Raw genomic sequence first — 16,399 nt, 5'->3', positions numbered from 1 at the left:
AAATAAATATTTCTCAGAAACTATAAAAAAACTTCAAGGATCAGGTAACGGATTGATCTTTGAAGTTTTTTTCTTCACGCGCGCTTTTTTATTTGTGTAGCACCACGAATTGGTTTTACACCTAAAACATCAAGAAGGAATGTAAAAATCGGCACTCCTACAATTAAGCCCCATGTTCCAAAAAGGTGTTCGCCAATCAGTAACACAATAAAGGTATAGAATATTGGCAAATCAGTTCGGCTTGACATGAACTTAGGATTTAAGACGTATGCTTCAATCGTGTGAATGATAATAATCATAATGATAATATAAACAACATCACGGACGCCACCAACCGAGTAGCCAACCATCGCTAATGGAATTGTTGAGATAATTACACCGGCAACCGGAACCAAACTAAAAATGAAGACAATTAAGGACAGCGCAAAAATTTGCGGCATATGCATAAACAGCAATCCGATTGTTGTGATAACGGTATTGCAGATTGCGATGAAGAACTGAGCCTCTAATACTACCCCAAAAGTATTGACAAATTTTTTGCCAAAATAGTCAATATCCTGGAAGAACCAGCCAAAATCACTGTCTAAAAAGCTATGTGAAAATTCATTCATTTGCTTTAACTCAAGCGTATAGAAAAAGCTCAAAATCAGTGACATTACAAATGAAACCGTGATAGCGCCAATACTTGTTAGGGTGCTAACCGCAATCGTTATTCCATGACGAACCTGACTCATAATTGTTGCGGTACTAACATAGTGGTTAATGTAGCGGTAAATCATCGTTGCTTGGTGGGTACTATAAAAGTGAACTACCGAATTAACCATTTTAATTACCTGGCGGGATAAAACCGGCAAATAACGGGTTACGCCCAAGTATAGAAGGACAATCAGCAAGACATATGTAACGATTACCGTGAGCGTTGTCGATACTCGTGGTAACCACCGTTGGACAAACCGCACCCAGCCAACAACCAGGTAAGTAAGAATAAAAGTAAATAAAATTAAGTTCATCATTGATCTAATTAACCACAGCACAATTATGATCAATAACAAGACAGTAAAACGTCGTAACTTAACGTTTTCGATGAAATGCTTCCAAGCATCTGTCATTCAATCATCTCCATATTTTCAATACTAATTAGCATGGTAGCAAGCTTTCATTTTTTCGGCAATTAGTTTACCGCTTTCTTATGAAATATTTTTTACAAATTGTCTTGAAACACATTTATTTTAAGGGTGTTATAATAAACATTATTACTGTAGAAAGAAGGATGCGTTTCATGCTAGAAAAGACGTTCTACAAGTCACTTTTAAAGCACTCGTTCAATATGCCTGTAAAGATTGTATTTTGGGATGGGTCAAGTGTTATTTATGGTGACGGAACTCCTGAGGTAACTATCACATTTAAGGAGAAGATTCCGATTCGTGATATTACTAAGAACGCCTCAATTGCTTTAGGGGAAGCTTACATGGATAGAAAGATTGAGATCCAGGGCAGCATTCAGGAACTAATCGAATCAGCTTATGAAAGTGCTGATAGTTTCATGCGTAGTTCTAAATTCCGCAAGTTTCTCCCTAAGCAAGGACACTCAGAAAAAGAAAGTGAAAATGATGTTCAAAGCCACTACGATGTTGGAAATGACTTCTACAAGTTATGGCTTGATGATACTTTAACTTACTCATGTGCCTACTTTACTGATGGCAACCACGATGACCTTACTAAGGCACAAGTCGACAAGGTCCATCATATTCTAAAGAAGTTAGATCCAAAGCCAGGCAAGACTTTACTTGACATTGGCTGTGGCTGGGGAACATTAATGCTAACTGCTGCTAAAGAATATGGTCTTAAAGTTACCGGGGTTACTTTAAGCGAAGAACAATATCGTTTTGTTAAGGAACGAATTGAAAAAGAAGGCTTACAAGACGTTGCCGAAGTTAAGCTAATTGACTACCGTGAACTCGGTACCCAAACTTGGGATTATATCACTTCTGTTGGAATGTTTGAGCACGTTGGAAAAGAAAACCTTGGCCTTTACTTTAAGGACATTCAGGGTTATCTTGCCAATGACGGTGTTGCCTTAATCCACGGAATTACCCGTCAACAAGGTGGCGCATACAATGGATGGATCAACAAATATATTTTCCCTGGTGGTTATGTTCCAGGTCTTGAAGAAATGATCGGGCATATTGAAGAAAATCATATGCAAATCGCTGATATTGAAATGCTTCGGCGGCATTATCAACGAACACTTGAGATTTGGGATATGAATTTCAACGAACACCGGGCACAAATCCTTGATATGATGGGTGAACGCTTCACGCGAATGTGGGATTTGTACCTCCAAGCATGTGCAGCATCATTTGAGTCTGGAAACATCGATGTTATCCAATACTTAATCACCAAGGGGCCATCTGGTAAGAACTTGCCAATGACGCGGGATTACATGACCAAATAATTGAATTAATAATATATGGGCTAGGAGACTTTTTATTTCTCTTAGCCCTTTTGTTAACTTTACTGCTTATCACTGTTTAATTAGTTCGTGTTTTATTTAAATAAAGGGTTGATTTAAATAAAATTGTTCGTTATTATAATGACACATTCGAATGTTGTTGCCCTATTGCTTTTAGAATTTCAAAGGAGTAATTCACCCATGCAAAGTAAATTTTCAACTGTCGAAGAAGCCTTAACGCAATTAGTAAATGGCGGCTACATCATCTTAGCCGATAATGAAGACCGCGAAAACGAAGGAGACCTTGTTGCCCTCGGTGATGGAATCACAGCTAATACTGTTTACGAAATGTTAAAGGAAGCTAATGGTTTAATGTGCGTACCAGTAAGTGAAGAGATTGCCACAAAACTTGCTTTTAACCCAATGGTAGAACATAGTACCGATCCAAACCAAACTCCTTTTATGGTTACTGCCGATGGTACCTTTGAAGCAACAGGGGTTACAACCGGCGTTTCTGCCTTTGACCGTGCCGCAACTATTCGGCAGATTGCTACCCCAGATGCTCAAGCTACCGATTTTAACCATCCAGGTCATATCCAACCGCTTTATGCCCAACCACACGGGCTCCGAGACCGGATCGGCCATACTGAAGCGGCAGTTGACCTTGCTTACTTAGCTGATAAAGCACCAGTTGCAGTAATTATTGAAGTATTAAATAACGATGGGACAATGGCGCGGCGAGATAGCTTAGCAGTACTTGCTGACCGTGTCCGTGTTCCGTTCATCACGATTAATCAAATTATTGAATACCTAGATGCTAAAGGAATTAAGAATGCTGCTGACCTTGCTAAAGCCCATGCTTAAACATTGTATTCCCTTTCATTTTTGATTAGGTTAAAATATAGACATGATCACCGATGAAGGGATGTTTAATATGGACGGTGCTATTTTTTCATTTAATAATATCTTTGTTGATACGGATAAGTTGGCTTTCACTGCATGGCAACGTTTTGCAATGTATGAGTTTGGAATGGGATTACCAGGAAAGTTAGCTCCGCAGTTTGCCAACCTAACTCCCGAACAAGGTCTGACCCTTGTATTGAAGCACTTCAACACGAATCTGGACGCAAGTGAAAAAGTGCAAATGATTACCGAATGGCAAAAGATGCTTAGTGAAGAAGCTGATAACTTAAGCGAAAACGACCAATTGCCAGGAATTAAAAGGCTGTTACTAAATCTATACGACCACTATGTTAAAATTGCCGTCCTAGATACCAACGGAGATGTCCAAAACATTCTCAAACAAGTTGGTCTTGATAACTATGTTGATAGTATCATTAGCTATCGTGATGATGAAAACCCGTATTCGGCAGCCATTAACCAGCTAAACCTTAATGGACCCGCTTGTATTGGAATTGGCACAACAGCCAATGAGATTGCAAATATTCATGAAATAAATGCGATCGCAATCGGTATTGGCGATGCAACTCAATTAGCCAGTGCGGACTATCAGGTAGTCCAAGTTGGCGACCTCCGCTATCCAATGTTGCAGAAGATATGGGAAGATAAGCATTAACCACCTATTAAATTTTATTCTTAAATATAAAGATCCGAGCCATAATTTTTGACATGACAGGCTAAAATGCCCTTTCAGAAATTATAGTTCGGATTTTTAATTATATTTCTTTAATTGTTATGATTCTTGTTCTTTACTCCAGCTAAGCGGATCTTTGCGCCACTGTTGAAGCGACTTTAAATGGTCGGCACTGATTTGGTTATTTTCCTTAGCGACTTTAATTAAAGTCATATAGTCAGTCACTGAATAGTATTTGAGACCATTTGCCATAAAATTCTGTTCTGCTGCTGGCAGGTTATATGTAAAGACAGAAACAACGCCAATCACTTTACCGCCAGCATTATTAACTGCCCGAACAGCGTTTAATACACTACCACCAGTCGAAATGAGGTCGTCAATCACTACAACACGCTGACCTTCTTTAAGAACTCCCTCAATTTGCTTGCCTTGACCATGGTCTTTAGGCTTGGTTCGGACATAAATCATTGGCAACTCCATGTTTTGGGCTACCCATGCTGCATGGGGAATCCCCGCAGTTGCGGTTCCCGCTATTATGTCAGTATCAGGAAAATGAAGTTTAATTTGTTCAACCATTCCATTAAAGATAGCTTGGCGCACTTCCGGATAAGAAATTGTCAGCCGATTATCAGTATATATAGGCGATTTAAGGCCGCTTGCCCAGGTAAAAGGATGTTCCGGATTTAGGGTAACGGCATGAATATCTAGTAATGCTTTGGCAACGCGTTGTGAGTATGTCATTTTGCTTCCTCCTCGTTTAAGAATGCTTTTTGAACTTCCTGATAAGCAGCCACCGGATCAAAACTCTGAGTAATTGGCCGTCCAACAACGATTGCATTACTGCCATCTATTCTCGCTTGTACTGGTGTAACTACCCGTTTTTGATCATCTTTAATTGCATGTGCTGGGCGGATTCCTGGAGTTACACAAAGAAAATCATCGCCGGTTACTTTGCGGATCGCCTTAATTTCATGTGCCGAACAAACAACTCCGGCAAGACCAACTTTTTCTGCTAATTGAGCATAATTTTGGACCGATTCAATCAACGACAAGTCAATATGCTGTTGCTCATGAAGAATTTGCTCATCAATTGATGTTAACTGGGTAATTGCCAAAAGCTTAGCTGGTGCTACTCCCGCTTCTCTTGCTCCTTCTTCTAACCCTGCTAACCCAGCAATCATCATCTCACTGCCGCCAGCCGCGTGAATCGTTGTAAAATCAATTCCCAATCTGCCAATCGCTGCCATTGCCCGGTGAACTGTATTAGGGATATCATATAATTTCAAATCAAGAAATACTTTAAATCCCCGCTTCTTTGCCTCGCGAACAATTACCTGACCAAGGCCATAGTACAGTTCCATCCCAATTTTTACAATCGGTTGGGGGTCAACCATTAATTTATCAAATAAGTCGATTGCTTCCTGCTTAGTTGCTACGTCAATAGCTACCATTGGTACAAATCGTTTCAAAATCTAACCTCCCATAAATCTGTAAGTTTTTTTATCCCGTAATGATTCATTACAACTGGTAAATCGGCCGCAATTTTGGGACAGGCTAAAGGATCATGAAAACTGGCTGCACCGATTTGAACTGCATTTGCACCGGCCATCATAAATTCAAGAACATCTTCAGCAGATTCAATTCCGCCAACGCCGATAATTGGTAAGGTAGACACCTGCCGCACTTGATGAATCATCCGCAATGCTAGGGGTTTAATTGCTGGTCCCGATAATCCACCAGTTACGTTAGCGAGTACTGGCCGCCGCGTTTTGAGATCAATACTCAGACCAGTTAATGTATTAATCATCGTAAGGCCATTTGCTCCTCCTTGCTCGGCAGCTTGGGCAAGCGGAACAATATTCGTTACATTCGGGGTCAGCTTTACATAGACTGGTATTCCTAATGCCGCTTTAACTACCTGTTTCACTAATCGCTGAAGTACTTCTGGATCGGTCCCCATCGCCATCCCGCCATGCTTTACATTGGGGCACGATACGTTTAACTCAATTGCTTTAACACCCGCCGTATTGGCAAATTCATTGACAACACGAACGTACTCGTCTTCAGAAAAACCAGCAGCACTAGCAATAATTGGTAATTGCGGAAAGTGTTTTCGTAACCACGGAATTTTTTTGCTTGTTGCTGCGGTAATGCCCACATTCTGAAGACCATTTGCGTTAAGCCAACCAGCACTGGTTTCACAAACTCGTGGTCGCGGGTTACCTTGACGAGGATGAGCGGTTGTTGACTTTAACACAATTGCGCCTAAACGATTGAGATCATATTTTTTAGCAGTCTCCTGACCATAGCCACAAGTCCCGCTTGCCGTAATAATTGGATTCTTTAGTGAAAGGCCCGGTAGTTCAACTGCCAAACGCTGTGTTGCTTCCATTTTTAATCCTCCGTATATACGAGTTTTCCGTCGACAAAAGTTTTCTTTGTCATTCCATATACCTGGTCACCCACAAAAGGAGTATTATGCCCTTTCGAGAAAAATTGTTCTGGACGAATTATGTCTTGGTGATCGATATCAAATACGGCAATATCTGCTGGATCGCCTACTTTTAGCAAGCCCGTATTCTCAAGGTTAAAAACTGCCTGTGGCTTTACAGTCATCCAATCGATCAATTGCGTAAGGGTAAAAATACCGGTTTTAACAAAATGAGTATAAAGCAACGCAAAGGCTGTTTCAGACCCGACAATTCCATTTGGTGAATTTAAGAACCCCTGTTGTTTCTCTGCATCGGTATGAGGTGCATGATCAGTAGCAATGCAATCAATCGTGCCATCTAGCAGACCAACTAAGCAGGCTTGCTGGTCAATCCGCCGACGTAGAGGAGGATTCATTTTAAATTCAGCATCATCCTCTTTAATATCAGCATCGGCGAGGAGTAGGTGATGGGGCGTAACTTCGCAAGTAACATTAATTCCTTGTTGTTTTGCATAACGAATGAGGTCAATGCTTTCTTTTGTTGAAACATGGCAAACATGATAATGGGCACCGGTCGCCTGGGCAATTACAAGGTTTCGGGCAATTTGTGCGGTTTCACTAATCGCTGGCATTCCTGGTAGTGATAATTTTTTGGCAATAGCTGCTCCATCATTAATCACTCCATTCTGTGCAAACTGATTATCTTGTGCATGGTCACATAGCGGTGCATTTACTTTCGCTAATTGTTGCATTGCTTGATACACAACGCCGGCATCTTGAATACCCGCTCCATCATCGCTAAAGAGGCGGGCACCGGCTTGATATTGGTCAGCAACATTAACGGGCTGCTTTCCTGCACGGTCAACCGTGACTGGTGAATATTGGAGGATCTTTACCAATCCGGCTTTCTCGTTGCGGCTAACTTGTTCCTTAAATTTTTCTGGTGTGTCACATGTAGGATTAAGGTTAGCCATGGCTGCAATTGTCGTAAACCCGCCGTGTGCGGCAGCCTTACTTCCCGTTGCAATTGTTTCTTTATTTGTATAACCCGGCTCACGGAGGTGGACATGAACGTCAATTAACCCTGGTGTAATCAGGTTATTGTTTAAATCTATTTTTTCTGCATCCCCAGGTTCATGAACATGTTCGCCAATCTCTTTAATTTTGCCGTCTACAATCAGCACTTCACTCTTAACCAATTTGTCGTTATAAACTCGGCGACCGTTAATCAATAATGTTGCCCTGCTCACCACGATCACCTCTTTACATCAAACCTTGATAACGAAGCACCCGACTAAGAATTGCCATTCGTGTGTATACCCCGTTTGTCATTTGTTGGAAAATTCGTGAATTAGGAGCTTCCACAAGCGAGCTATCAATCTCAACTCCGCGGTTTACTGGAGCTGGGTGCATAATAATTGCGCCCTGCTTCATCTTCGCAGCCCGTTCTAATGTTAAACCGTATGCTTGGTGGTATTGGTTAGCATTAAACGCCTGCCCATCCGCGGTTGTTAAGCGTTCGTTTTGTACCCGCAGTAAATTAACCACGTCCATTTGTGGGAGTAACTCATCGAAGTCACCAAAAGTTCCGTATTGTTCAAGCGTCGGATCATACCATTTTTCTGGACCTGCAAAATAAACTTCTGCTCCTAACCGGTTAAGCATCATTGCATTAGAATGCGCAACCCGGGAATGGCTAAGGTCACCGATGATTAATACTTTCAATCCTTTGAACCCGCCAAATTCTTCATCAATTGTCATCATATCAAGCAAGCATTGGGATGGATGCTGACCGCTGCCGTCTCCGCCATTCACAATACCAATTTTAAGGTCCTTATGACGAATTAATTGTTGATAATATTCATTTTCAGGATGGCGAATTACCGCAATATTTACGCCGATTGATTCCATTGTTTTAACAGTATCATAGAGACTTTCGCCCTTTTTTACCGAACTTGTGCCCGCTTCAAATTCAAGGACATGCATTCCCAGCTTCATCTGCGCCATTTGAAAACTTGTCTTCGTCCGCGTTGAATTTTCAAAGAAGAGGTTAACCGCATATGCTGGCGCAGTCAGAACTGCTTGCTTTCCGGCCTTATATGCCTGCGCTTCGTGGATTAAATCAATTGCATCCTCTGCATCCATATCGGCAACAGTTACTAAATTTGGTTGAATTCTTTCTGTACTAATCATCAATAGCGCTCCTTTTCAGTCTGATTACAACAAAACAGCGGTGACTTCCCATCTACCTACTGAGAGTCATCGCTGTTTTGTTTCTAGGATATTTAAAGGCTAAAAACAACACACCGTTATGCCCTCTCTGGAACATTTAAATGGTCAGTCGTTTCAAAATACCTATTGATTTTAATGGCGTATCCTAATGCTACTGCTTAAAGGAAAAGCCTCCTCAGCAATAGCTAAGAAGGCAATACTTAAACGCTCAATTAAATCCTTCCTAGCCTCACAGGACTAAGTTAAAGGTATTTTTGTTATCTATGATAATAAGCGTTGTTTCTAAAATTGTCAAATCTTTTTTTATTTTTCAAATATCTTCTTTAAATCATGCCATAGCTTTTCTTGAATTGGCGTATGTTCAATATTTTTGCGACGGGCAAAGGCAAGGTGCTGGGTAATCTCAGGAACGATTGGGATTTTAACAACCTTACTATCCAAGTTTGGACTTATTGATTGTTCCATTAATAAGGTCACTCCCATTCCAAGGGCAACCATATTTACCAATGTCTTCCCCCGTTCTCCCTCAAAGACAGAATATAGGTAAAGCCCTGCATCAGAACAAACCTGCTGAACAAATGCCGCAAATGGTTTTTGATGGTTAAGCGTTAAAAATTTTTCTGCCTTTAAATCTGTAAGGGCTAATGTTGTTTTTTTAGAAAGCGGGTTACGAGCTGGAACATATGCAACAAGCCGGTCTTCCCCCACTGAAATCAATTCAAAATCATCGGGAAGCTTATCAGCATAACTTATAAATGCAATATCGCTTTGACCTTGTTCTAACTGTGTAACTAGATCATCGTCTTCAGTAATCGTCAACTTGTAGCGGTCAGCTAGTCCCTGAATTGCTGATGCGGCCTTGTAATTGTCAAATGCTGGTACTACCGCCAGCTTTACTGCTTGCTGCTTTTCTTTCTCTTTATAATCTGTGATAAGAGTTGCTAATTTAGCTTGACTCTCAATTATTTTACTTGCTAATGGTAAGATCGAAGTCCCAAGCTCAGTTAGCTCAAACTTATCATTTTGAGATTGAATAAGCTTAACAGCCAATTCTTTTTCAAGACTTTCAATCTCTGCTTTTACCTCATCAACCGTTAAGCCTAATTGTTTTGCTGCAAGCTGATAATTTAAGGTATTACCGAGGTTGACGAATGCATTTATTTGCTTAAAATCCAACGTACTCACTTCCTAAAATAAAGGGACTGGCTTCTTCGCAAGTTAGAAACCAATCCATTGTTTAAAAGCTTAATTAATTATAACAAAACTGTTCTTATAACGCTAAACTCAGTAACCAAACTGCAACTAAGCCAGCAATAACTGAGATCGACATCGACCGTGTAAAGTATGCGATCACGATAACAATCAATGCCGCAATAATCTGCTCAACGTGGCCGAACGCAATAAAGTTGTACGAACTATCAACAAATATCCCCTTTACAACTAATGTCGCAAAAAGACTTACCGGAACATACTTCATCCATTCATTAAACCATTCGGGAATCTTCCGCGTTGAGAAAAATAGTACCGGTAAATAACGAGGGATAAAAGCCGCAATTGCTGCTAATATAATCACTATAATGTGGTAAAAGATTTTGTTACTTAATAGTTGTTCCATGTCTAACCCTCATCATGATGTTGAGTGTCATCTTTTGGTTCATCATGACGTTCAACAACATTCTCAATCTTATTTTCCAGTTTTTCAGCTTCCTTGATTTCTTTCTTTTCTTGCGCTTGCTTATCTTCAAGCGTTGTTTTTGTAATCTGCGGTCTAAACATTTTAGTCAAGAACCAATTATTACTTGGATCCTTACTATGGTGACGAACCGTATTTTCAACTGCAAAACCAACAAATGAAGCAAGAAGGGTCGCAATAATCAATCCCAAAGTATTCTTAGTCAGAACAAGGAAATATACGCCTAGAATAGATGCTAAAATGCAAATAACAAAACTTAAGTGGTTTTGAACCTGCATAACAATCATGTACAAGAATAAGGCTGTTAAAGCAAAGTCAACAACTTCGAGGTCAATCGATATTGCTCCGCCAATTAATCCGCCAACCATGTTAGAAATTGACCACGCAGCGAGTGAATAGCGCTCAACTAATAGCGCATCATCAGGTGTCCATTTCTTGTCAGTTGCAAATTTCATATAATTAATGGCATAATTTTCATCATTCATTGATGCAGAAAACACCAAAATAAAGCGGGCTGACTCTTGCTTAATATACTTTGATAGACTCGAGCCTAACAGGGCATAACGTAATTCCAGAAAGAAGAGCGATAGGAAAATCGTACTCAACGGGGAGTTAACAGTCAATAATGATGCCAAAATAAATTGGGCTCCTCCAGAGAAAACCAATACTGACACCAGTAAAATCATTATAAAGTTAAAACCTGCTGCATGTAGTAAAATACCACAGGCCAATCCAATCGGAATGTAACTAAGACACAATGGCATTGAAACACCAAGCACCTCAAGCCAGCGTGCCTTTTCTGGATTTATTTGTGCTTTAGCCACAGAATTTCCTCCAATAATTTGTATCTTTATCATAATATCAAGTGACACAATGCTCTTTTAGTCTACCACATAAAAAATAGGTTGAATATAAGGGAGAAAGAAAAAAGTCCAAAATCAAATGATTTTGGACTTTTTTATCATTTTTGGTTATTTTCTGTTACTTCTTGTTTTAGTGGCAAAGTAACAATAAATGCTGTTTCTTCAGCATTCGATGTCACCCGAACGCTCCCATGATGAAGGTCAACAATACTCTTAACAATTGCTAATCCCAAGCCGGTACCACCTGTGGCTCGCGAACGTGAAGCTTCAGCACGGTAAAAACGCTCAAATAAGTGGTCAAGTGACTTTTCAGGAATTGGCGTTCCATCATTTGCAACTTTAACAACTACCATATCCTTTTCTTGACGCGCGTCTATTCGGATATAGCTGGCCCCATTTCCATATTTGAACGCATTAGAAACAAGGTTATTAAACACCCGCCCCAATTTTTCAGGGTCAGCCTCAATCATCAATGGATTAGGAATAACCGATGAAGTAATCTCGATTCCCCGATGCTGGGCTTCAAGCTCAAAACTGGCTGTTAACTGTTCAATTAGTTGATTAAGGTCAATCTTCATGATGTTTACCGGTGCACCATGTTGCTGAACCTTTGTATATTCAAATAAATCATCTACCAATGTCTTCATTTGCTTGGCTTTCTCATAAGCCGTATGTGTGTATTTAAGGATATCTTCTTCGTTCCGGTACTGCTTATCTTCAATCAGGCCAAGGTAACCAATAATACTAGTTAACGGTGTCCGTAAATCATGACTTACATTCGTAATTAATTCATCCTTAGATTTTTCAATCTTCCGTTCATCGTCCATTGAACGAACCGCGCTGTCAACAAGAGCATTTACACTGGTAATCACATGCTGCTGATTACCTTTTAGGCGAAATGGAATCCGGTGGTCTAAATGTCCTTGGGCAATATAATGTAGTTCCGCGATAATATGGTTCATTTGATACAAGTGGTACCGTCGCCGCAACCGCCACCAGACAACCCAAATATCAATAACCAGCAAAAGAGCGATTAAAATCCGCTGATAACTCCAAATCTGAGCTTGGAGAGGACCAATCCTTAGCGACTGTTTAATCATAAAAATCCCGTTCGTCACTCCAGGGTTTGACTGAATCATATCCTGAATAATCACAATGATCGCCATATTCAGCAGCAGTAAGAGGATTACCGTTACTACCCCTTCTAATATCAGCGAACTTTTTTCACGCCCCGTTAACTTCACAATTCTTCCTCCACATCATTAAAGTGAAAATTAATGATCCTCAACTTTATAACCAACGCCCCAAACAGTTTGAATCACTTTTTCACCATTAGTAGCTTCTTCAATTTTATCTCGCAGGTGACTTACGTGAACCATTACCGTCTTAGCAGACACAACGCTTTCTTGCTGCCATACCCGTTCAAAAATATCATCAGCTGAAAATACCCGGTTAGGGTGACTAGCTAATAAGTATAGAATTCCAAATTCAAGGGCTGTTAATTGGATTACGTCACCCTTAATAGTCTTAACTTCATGAGAATCCTTATTAATTAGTAGTGGTCCAACGTTTAAAATATCGGGTTCATCATTAGTAACTTCGCCTCGACTGCGCCGTAACAGCGACTTAACTCGTGCCATTACTTCTAATGGGTTAAACGGCTTAGTAACATAATCATCTGCTCCGGTAATCAAGCCCTGAATCTTGTCCATGTCTGCCGTTTTCGCGGAAAGCACCAAAATAGGAATATCAGAATCTTTACGTACCCGCTTAATTACATCCATTCCATCAATTTCCGGCATCATTAAATCAAGAATGATCAAGCCGATGTCTGGATTAGTATTTAACTTTGTCAATGCTTCCTTACCATCATAAGCAGAAATTGGCTCATATCCTTCATTCCGGATATAAATTTCAAGTAATTGAACAATTTCTTTATCATCATCGACAACTAAAATTTTCATAAGTGGCACTCCTTTTCACAGCATAATATCCTATTAAATATTATAACGAACTACAGTAAAAAGCGATAATTCTTAGTTAGCCTTAACAAAAAGTTTACTCTCCAACATTTCCCAGGAAATAAAAAATGCTATGACAATATCTTCATTGATACATCATAGCAGTTCTTATTAAACTAACCTTTATTATTTATAGTTAGGTGCACTACGGGTAATTTGGACATCATGCGGGTGTGATTCCCGAAGACCAGCATTAGTAATTTGAACAAACTGCGCTTTTTCAATTAATGTTGGAATATCACCAGCACCAACATATCCCATTCCTGAACGCAATCCACCATCAATTTGGAAGACAATATCAGAAACATCGCCCTTGTATTCAACACGTGCTTCGATACCTTCTGGAACAAGCTTATTAGCTTCATTTACTCCGCCTTGGAAGTAACGGTCTGATGAACCATGTGCTTGAGCCATTGCACCAACAGAACCCATTCCACGGTAAGCCTTGTATTTCTTACCGTTATCTTCAAAGATCTGACCAGGAGCTTCAGTAGTTCCTGAAAGCATACTTCCTAGCATTACCGCATTACCACCAGCAGCAAGCGCCTTTACTACATCACCTGAGTATTTGATACCACCATCAGCAATGATTGGCTTGTTATATTCACGAGCAACACTAGCAGCATCATAAATAGCAGTAATTTGCGGAACACCAACTCCGGCAACCACCCGGGTAGTACAAATTGAACCAGGGCCGATACCAACTTTAACAACATCAACACCGGCATCAAATAGTGCACGGGTAGCTTCACCAGTAGCAACATTACCGGCGATAAGTGTAGCGTCTGGGAAATGTTCCCGGATTTCTGCAATCTTACGAAGAACACCAGCTGAGTGACCATGGGCAGTATCAATAACAATTGCATCAGCACCAGCTTTTAGGAGGGCTTCAGCGCGTTCAAATGTATCACTTGTAACCCCAACCGCAGCAGCGACTAATAAGCGGTTTTGGTCGTCAACAGCTGCCTTAGTGGCACCAGCAGGAACTACAACGCTCTTAACATTTGCAACTTCCCCTGCCTGAGCTTGGATTGACATGTTTTTGTGAACAACACCCAAACCACCTTGCAACGCCATCGCAATTGCCATCGGTCCTTCAGTAACTGTATCCATCCCGGCACTGATCAATGGAATATGAAGCTTCAAGTTATCAGCTAATCGGGTACTCAAATCAACTTCATTTGGTAATACGTGACTTTCAGCTGGAATAAGTAATACATCATCGAAGGTTAAGCCCTTCTTGGCAAATTTCGTGTCCCAATTTGACATCTGTAGTGCAACTCCTTTGATTTTTAATTAGGTATACTCTACTAGGATTTCGAACCAAGGTCAATTAAAATATTAAATTAATTTAAAAAATTAACAAGGTTGTTTGCACTTTCTTGGTCAATAACCAATGTATTCGCGTATCCCGCAGTTAAAACACCGTGTACTGCCGGCACTTTTGCGACATTTGCCGCTACCAAAATACTATGCTTTTTCTTTTGTAACTCAGTTAATTCAATTCCAATCGTTCGTTGATCGATGTCTTTATTTACTATCCGCCCCTTACTGTCGATGAATCGTGAAAACACATCCCCGACTGCCTCATGCTGCAGAGTTAATTGCTCTTGCTTGGTAAAATATCCTAGCTTAAAAAGCAATGCAGAATCACGAACCGTGCCAACAGTAAAAACAGCAATATTAGATTGTTCACCCAATTTTAGAATATGTTTAATATGCGTATCATTTGCCACCAATTCACGCGTCTGCGCATGGTCAAAAATAACCGGTAATGGTAAATACTGCGGAATTGTATTAAAAGCCTTTGCAAATGTATTGACAGTTTCAAAAGCATAATTACGCGTATTAGTATTTGCCATACTCCCTTTCATTTGAACAACCGTAATATCAGCAACGTCTTTAGGTTTTAAATGCAAGCCGACCTGATAAACAGTTTTTCCCCAGCCTAAGCCGATAATATCCTTATCTTTAACGATTTGTTCAATATATTTAGCCCCCGCCGCCCCAACTTTTTCAAGCGGGTCATCTGTACCGGGGACAATAATAATTTTACGTAGCGATGGATATTTAGCAAGCAAGTCCACTTCAAGCTGGTGGAGGGGGGCAATCGGATTATGGATCTTTATCGTCACCAATCCCCGGTCACGGCCAAACTGTAATAATCGTGATACTGTTGCCCGGGAAATATTTAATTCAGTAGCAATATCACTTTGATTCCAACCATCACGGTAATACAGCGTCGCAACTTTTAGGGCAAGTTCAACCTTCTTTTTGTCGTCCATTTTATTCCTCCTTCCTATTCATAAACCGAATGAATGTGCATTTTTACATTTAAAACAGTAAAGAGGTTGGTATAACACCAGCCTCTCGCCATTAATTACATATTTTACTTACCCGCAATTGCTGTTTCAAGTGAAATATTAATCATGTCATTAAATGTTCTTTCACGTTCTTCAGCTGTTGCTTTTTCATCACCAAAGATTAGGTCACTGACAGTCAAAACTGAAAGTGCACGGAAATGAAGCTTGGCGGCTAATAAGTAAAGTCCGGCAGACTCCATTTCAGTTCCGAGAATACCGTAATCACGAAGCTTTTCCATATCAAGTTCGTCATTGTAGAAACGGTCAGCAGCGAAGATATCACCAACCTTAGTTTCAATGCCAAGGTTACCTGCTACATGGTAAGCCGTATCTAAGAGCTTGAAGTCAGCCAATGGTGCATAGTGGAAACCTGGGCCGAATGTATTGACTGTTACCGCTGAATCGGTTGATGAACCTTGAGCAAGAAGGACATCTCGAACATGAACGTCAGGGGCAATTCCACCACAGGAACCTACACGGATAATTGTCTTAACACCAAATTCCCGAACTAATTCATTAATATAAATCGACATAGAAGGGATTCCCATTCCTGATCCTTGAACTGAAATGCGGTGACCCTTGTATTCACCCGTGTAACCAAAAGCATTACGAACGGAATTTACTTGTTTTACATTTTCAAGGAAATTCTCTGCAATATATTTTGCACGTAGCGGATCTCCTGGAAGTAATACAGTGTCTGCGTAGTCACCCATTTTTGCGTTAATATGTGTACTCATTGAAATCTTCCTC

General features: G+C 40.3%; 17 protein-coding genes. 3 read left to right on the top strand and 14 right to left on the bottom strand.

The genetic code is table 11. The features are described from left to right. Positions 1-74 precede the first annotated feature (74 nt). Positions 75-1,109 (bottom strand): AI-2E family transporter, encoded by a 1,035-nt coding sequence (locus tag IEU90_RS09785; protein WP_153710801.1) that lies wholly within the window; start codon positions 1,107-1,109, stop codon positions 75-77. A gap of 170 nt (positions 1,110-1,279) precedes the next feature. Here IEU90_RS09785 and IEU90_RS09780 point away from each other — a divergent pair, with 170 nt between their 5' ends. From IEU90_RS09780 to IEU90_RS09770, 3 genes are all read left to right on the top strand, one after another. After that, positions 1,280-2,455, top strand: a complete 1,176-nt coding sequence (locus IEU90_RS09780; protein ID WP_153710802.1) for an SAM-dependent methyltransferase — start codon at positions 1,280-1,282, stop codon at positions 2,453-2,455. Positions 2,456-2,653: 198 nt separating this feature from the next. Then, entirely contained in the window at positions 2,654-3,316 is a 663-nt protein-coding gene (gene ribB, locus IEU90_RS09775) for a 3,4-dihydroxy-2-butanone-4-phosphate synthase (protein ID WP_153710803.1), read from the top strand. Between the two features lie 43 nt (positions 3,317-3,359). Next, on the top strand, positions 3,360-4,028 hold the full coding sequence (locus tag IEU90_RS09770) for an HAD hydrolase-like protein (RefSeq protein ID WP_225431351.1): 669 nt from the start codon (positions 3,360-3,362) through the stop codon (positions 4,026-4,028). Positions 4,029-4,145: 117 nt separating this feature from the next. Here the strand turns inward: IEU90_RS09770 and pyrE are convergent, their stop codons facing one another. The 13 genes from pyrE to deoD form a co-directional block, all read right to left on the bottom strand. Then, positions 4,146-4,787, bottom strand: coding sequence for an orotate phosphoribosyltransferase (gene pyrE / locus IEU90_RS09765; RefSeq protein ID WP_153710804.1), 642 nt, complete (start codon positions 4,785-4,787; stop codon positions 4,146-4,148). Further along, positions 4,784-5,515, bottom strand: coding sequence for an orotidine-5'-phosphate decarboxylase (pyrF, locus tag IEU90_RS09760; protein WP_153710805.1), 732 nt, complete (start codon positions 5,513-5,515; stop codon positions 4,784-4,786). The genes pyrE and pyrF overlap by 4 nt, the downstream gene beginning before the upstream one ends. After that, entirely contained in the window at positions 5,512-6,438 is a 927-nt protein-coding gene (locus IEU90_RS09755) for a dihydroorotate dehydrogenase (protein ID WP_153710806.1), read from the bottom strand. Before IEU90_RS09755 ends, pyrF begins: the two co-directional genes overlap by 4 nt. A 2-nt stretch (positions 6,439-6,440) precedes the next feature. After that, on the bottom strand, positions 6,441-7,727 hold the full coding sequence (gene pyrC, locus IEU90_RS09750) for a dihydroorotase (RefSeq protein ID WP_188358066.1): 1,287 nt from the start codon (positions 7,725-7,727) through the stop codon (positions 6,441-6,443). 13 nt (positions 7,728-7,740) lie between these two features. Beyond that, on the bottom strand, positions 7,741-8,670 hold the full coding sequence (locus tag IEU90_RS09745) for an aspartate carbamoyltransferase catalytic subunit (protein WP_153710807.1): 930 nt from the start codon (positions 8,668-8,670) through the stop codon (positions 7,741-7,743). Between the two features lie 342 nt (positions 8,671-9,012). Then, complete coding sequence (locus tag IEU90_RS09740) at positions 9,013-9,894, bottom strand: LysR family transcriptional regulator (protein ID WP_188358065.1); 882 nt, start codon at positions 9,892-9,894, stop codon at positions 9,013-9,015. An 85-nt stretch (positions 9,895-9,979) separates the two neighbouring features. Beyond that, positions 9,980-10,324, bottom strand: coding sequence for an AzlD domain-containing protein (locus tag IEU90_RS09735; RefSeq protein ID WP_153710809.1), 345 nt, complete (start codon positions 10,322-10,324; stop codon positions 9,980-9,982). Positions 10,325-10,326: 2 nt separating this feature from the next. Continuing rightward, the gene (locus tag IEU90_RS09730) at positions 10,327-11,226 is read right to left on the bottom strand and encodes an AzlC family ABC transporter permease (RefSeq protein ID WP_182598612.1); all 900 of its coding nucleotides are present in this window, start codon (positions 11,224-11,226) and stop codon (positions 10,327-10,329) included. Positions 11,227-11,363: 137 nt separating this feature from the next. Further along, entirely contained in the window at positions 11,364-12,509 is a 1,146-nt protein-coding gene (locus IEU90_RS09725; protein ID WP_182598611.1) for a sensor histidine kinase, read from the bottom strand. A 30-nt stretch (positions 12,510-12,539) separates the two neighbouring features. Beyond that, complete coding sequence (gene croR / locus IEU90_RS09720; protein ID WP_153710811.1) at positions 12,540-13,229, bottom strand: response regulator transcription factor CroR; 690 nt, start codon at positions 13,227-13,229, stop codon at positions 12,540-12,542. A gap of 183 nt (positions 13,230-13,412) precedes the next feature. After that, the gene (gene guaB / locus IEU90_RS09715; RefSeq protein WP_153710812.1) at positions 13,413-14,555 is read right to left on the bottom strand and encodes an IMP dehydrogenase; all 1,143 of its coding nucleotides are present in this window, start codon (positions 14,553-14,555) and stop codon (positions 13,413-13,415) included. A 77-nt stretch (positions 14,556-14,632) separates the two neighbouring features. Then, a complete protein-coding gene (gene deoR / locus IEU90_RS09710) occupies positions 14,633-15,571 on the bottom strand; it encodes a DNA-binding transcriptional repressor DeoR (RefSeq protein ID WP_153710813.1) in 939 nt (312 codons plus the stop codon). Between the two features lie 104 nt (positions 15,572-15,675). Further along, complete coding sequence (gene deoD / locus IEU90_RS09705) at positions 15,676-16,386, bottom strand: purine-nucleoside phosphorylase (protein ID WP_153710814.1); 711 nt, start codon at positions 16,384-16,386, stop codon at positions 15,676-15,678. Positions 16,387-16,399 lie beyond the last annotated feature (13 nt).

The organism is Limosilactobacillus caviae (assembly GCF_014635905.1).
Taxonomy (GTDB): domain Bacteria; phylum Bacillota; class Bacilli; order Lactobacillales; family Lactobacillaceae; genus Limosilactobacillus; species Limosilactobacillus caviae.
Note: the sequence above shows the minus strand (reverse complement) of the source record. Positions and strands in the feature narration are given on the sequence as shown.

Bases quoted from the DNA above. Each gene is read 5' to 3' on its own strand.
- IEU90_RS09785 (WP_153710801.1), bottom strand. From the start codon at position 1,109: ATGACAGATGCTTGGAAGCATTTCATCGAAAACGTTAAGTTACGACGT.
- IEU90_RS09780 (WP_153710802.1), top strand. From the start codon at position 1,280: ATGCTAGAAAAGACGTTCTACAAGTCACTTTTAAAGCACTCGTTCAAT.
- ribB (WP_153710803.1), top strand. From the start codon at position 2,654: ATGCAAAGTAAATTTTCAACTGTCGAAGAAGCCTTAACGCAATTAGTA.
- IEU90_RS09770 (WP_225431351.1), top strand. From the start codon at position 3,360: ATGATCACCGATGAAGGGATGTTTAATATGGACGGTGCTATTTTTTCA.
- pyrE (WP_153710804.1), bottom strand. From the start codon at position 4,787: ATGACATACTCACAACGCGTTGCCAAAGCATTACTAGATATTCATGCC.
- IEU90_RS09755 (WP_153710806.1), bottom strand. From the start codon at position 6,438: ATGGAAGCAACACAGCGTTTGGCAGTTGAACTACCGGGCCTTTCACTA.
- IEU90_RS09745 (WP_153710807.1), bottom strand. From the start codon at position 8,670: ATGATTAGTACAGAAAGAATTCAACCAAATTTAGTAACTGTTGCCGAT.
- IEU90_RS09735 (WP_153710809.1), bottom strand. From the start codon at position 10,324: ATGGAACAACTATTAAGTAACAAAATCTTTTACCACATTATAGTGATT.
- croR (WP_153710811.1), bottom strand. From the start codon at position 13,229: ATGAAAATTTTAGTTGTCGATGATGATAAAGAAATTGTTCAATTACTT.
- guaB (WP_153710812.1), bottom strand. From the start codon at position 14,555: ATGTCAAATTGGGACACGAAATTTGCCAAGAAGGGCTTAACCTTCGAT.
- deoR (WP_153710813.1), bottom strand. From the start codon at position 15,571: ATGGACGACAAAAAGAAGGTTGAACTTGCCCTAAAAGTTGCGACGCTG.
- deoD (WP_153710814.1), bottom strand. From the start codon at position 16,386: ATGAGTACACATATTAACGCAAAAATGGGTGACTACGCAGACACTGTA.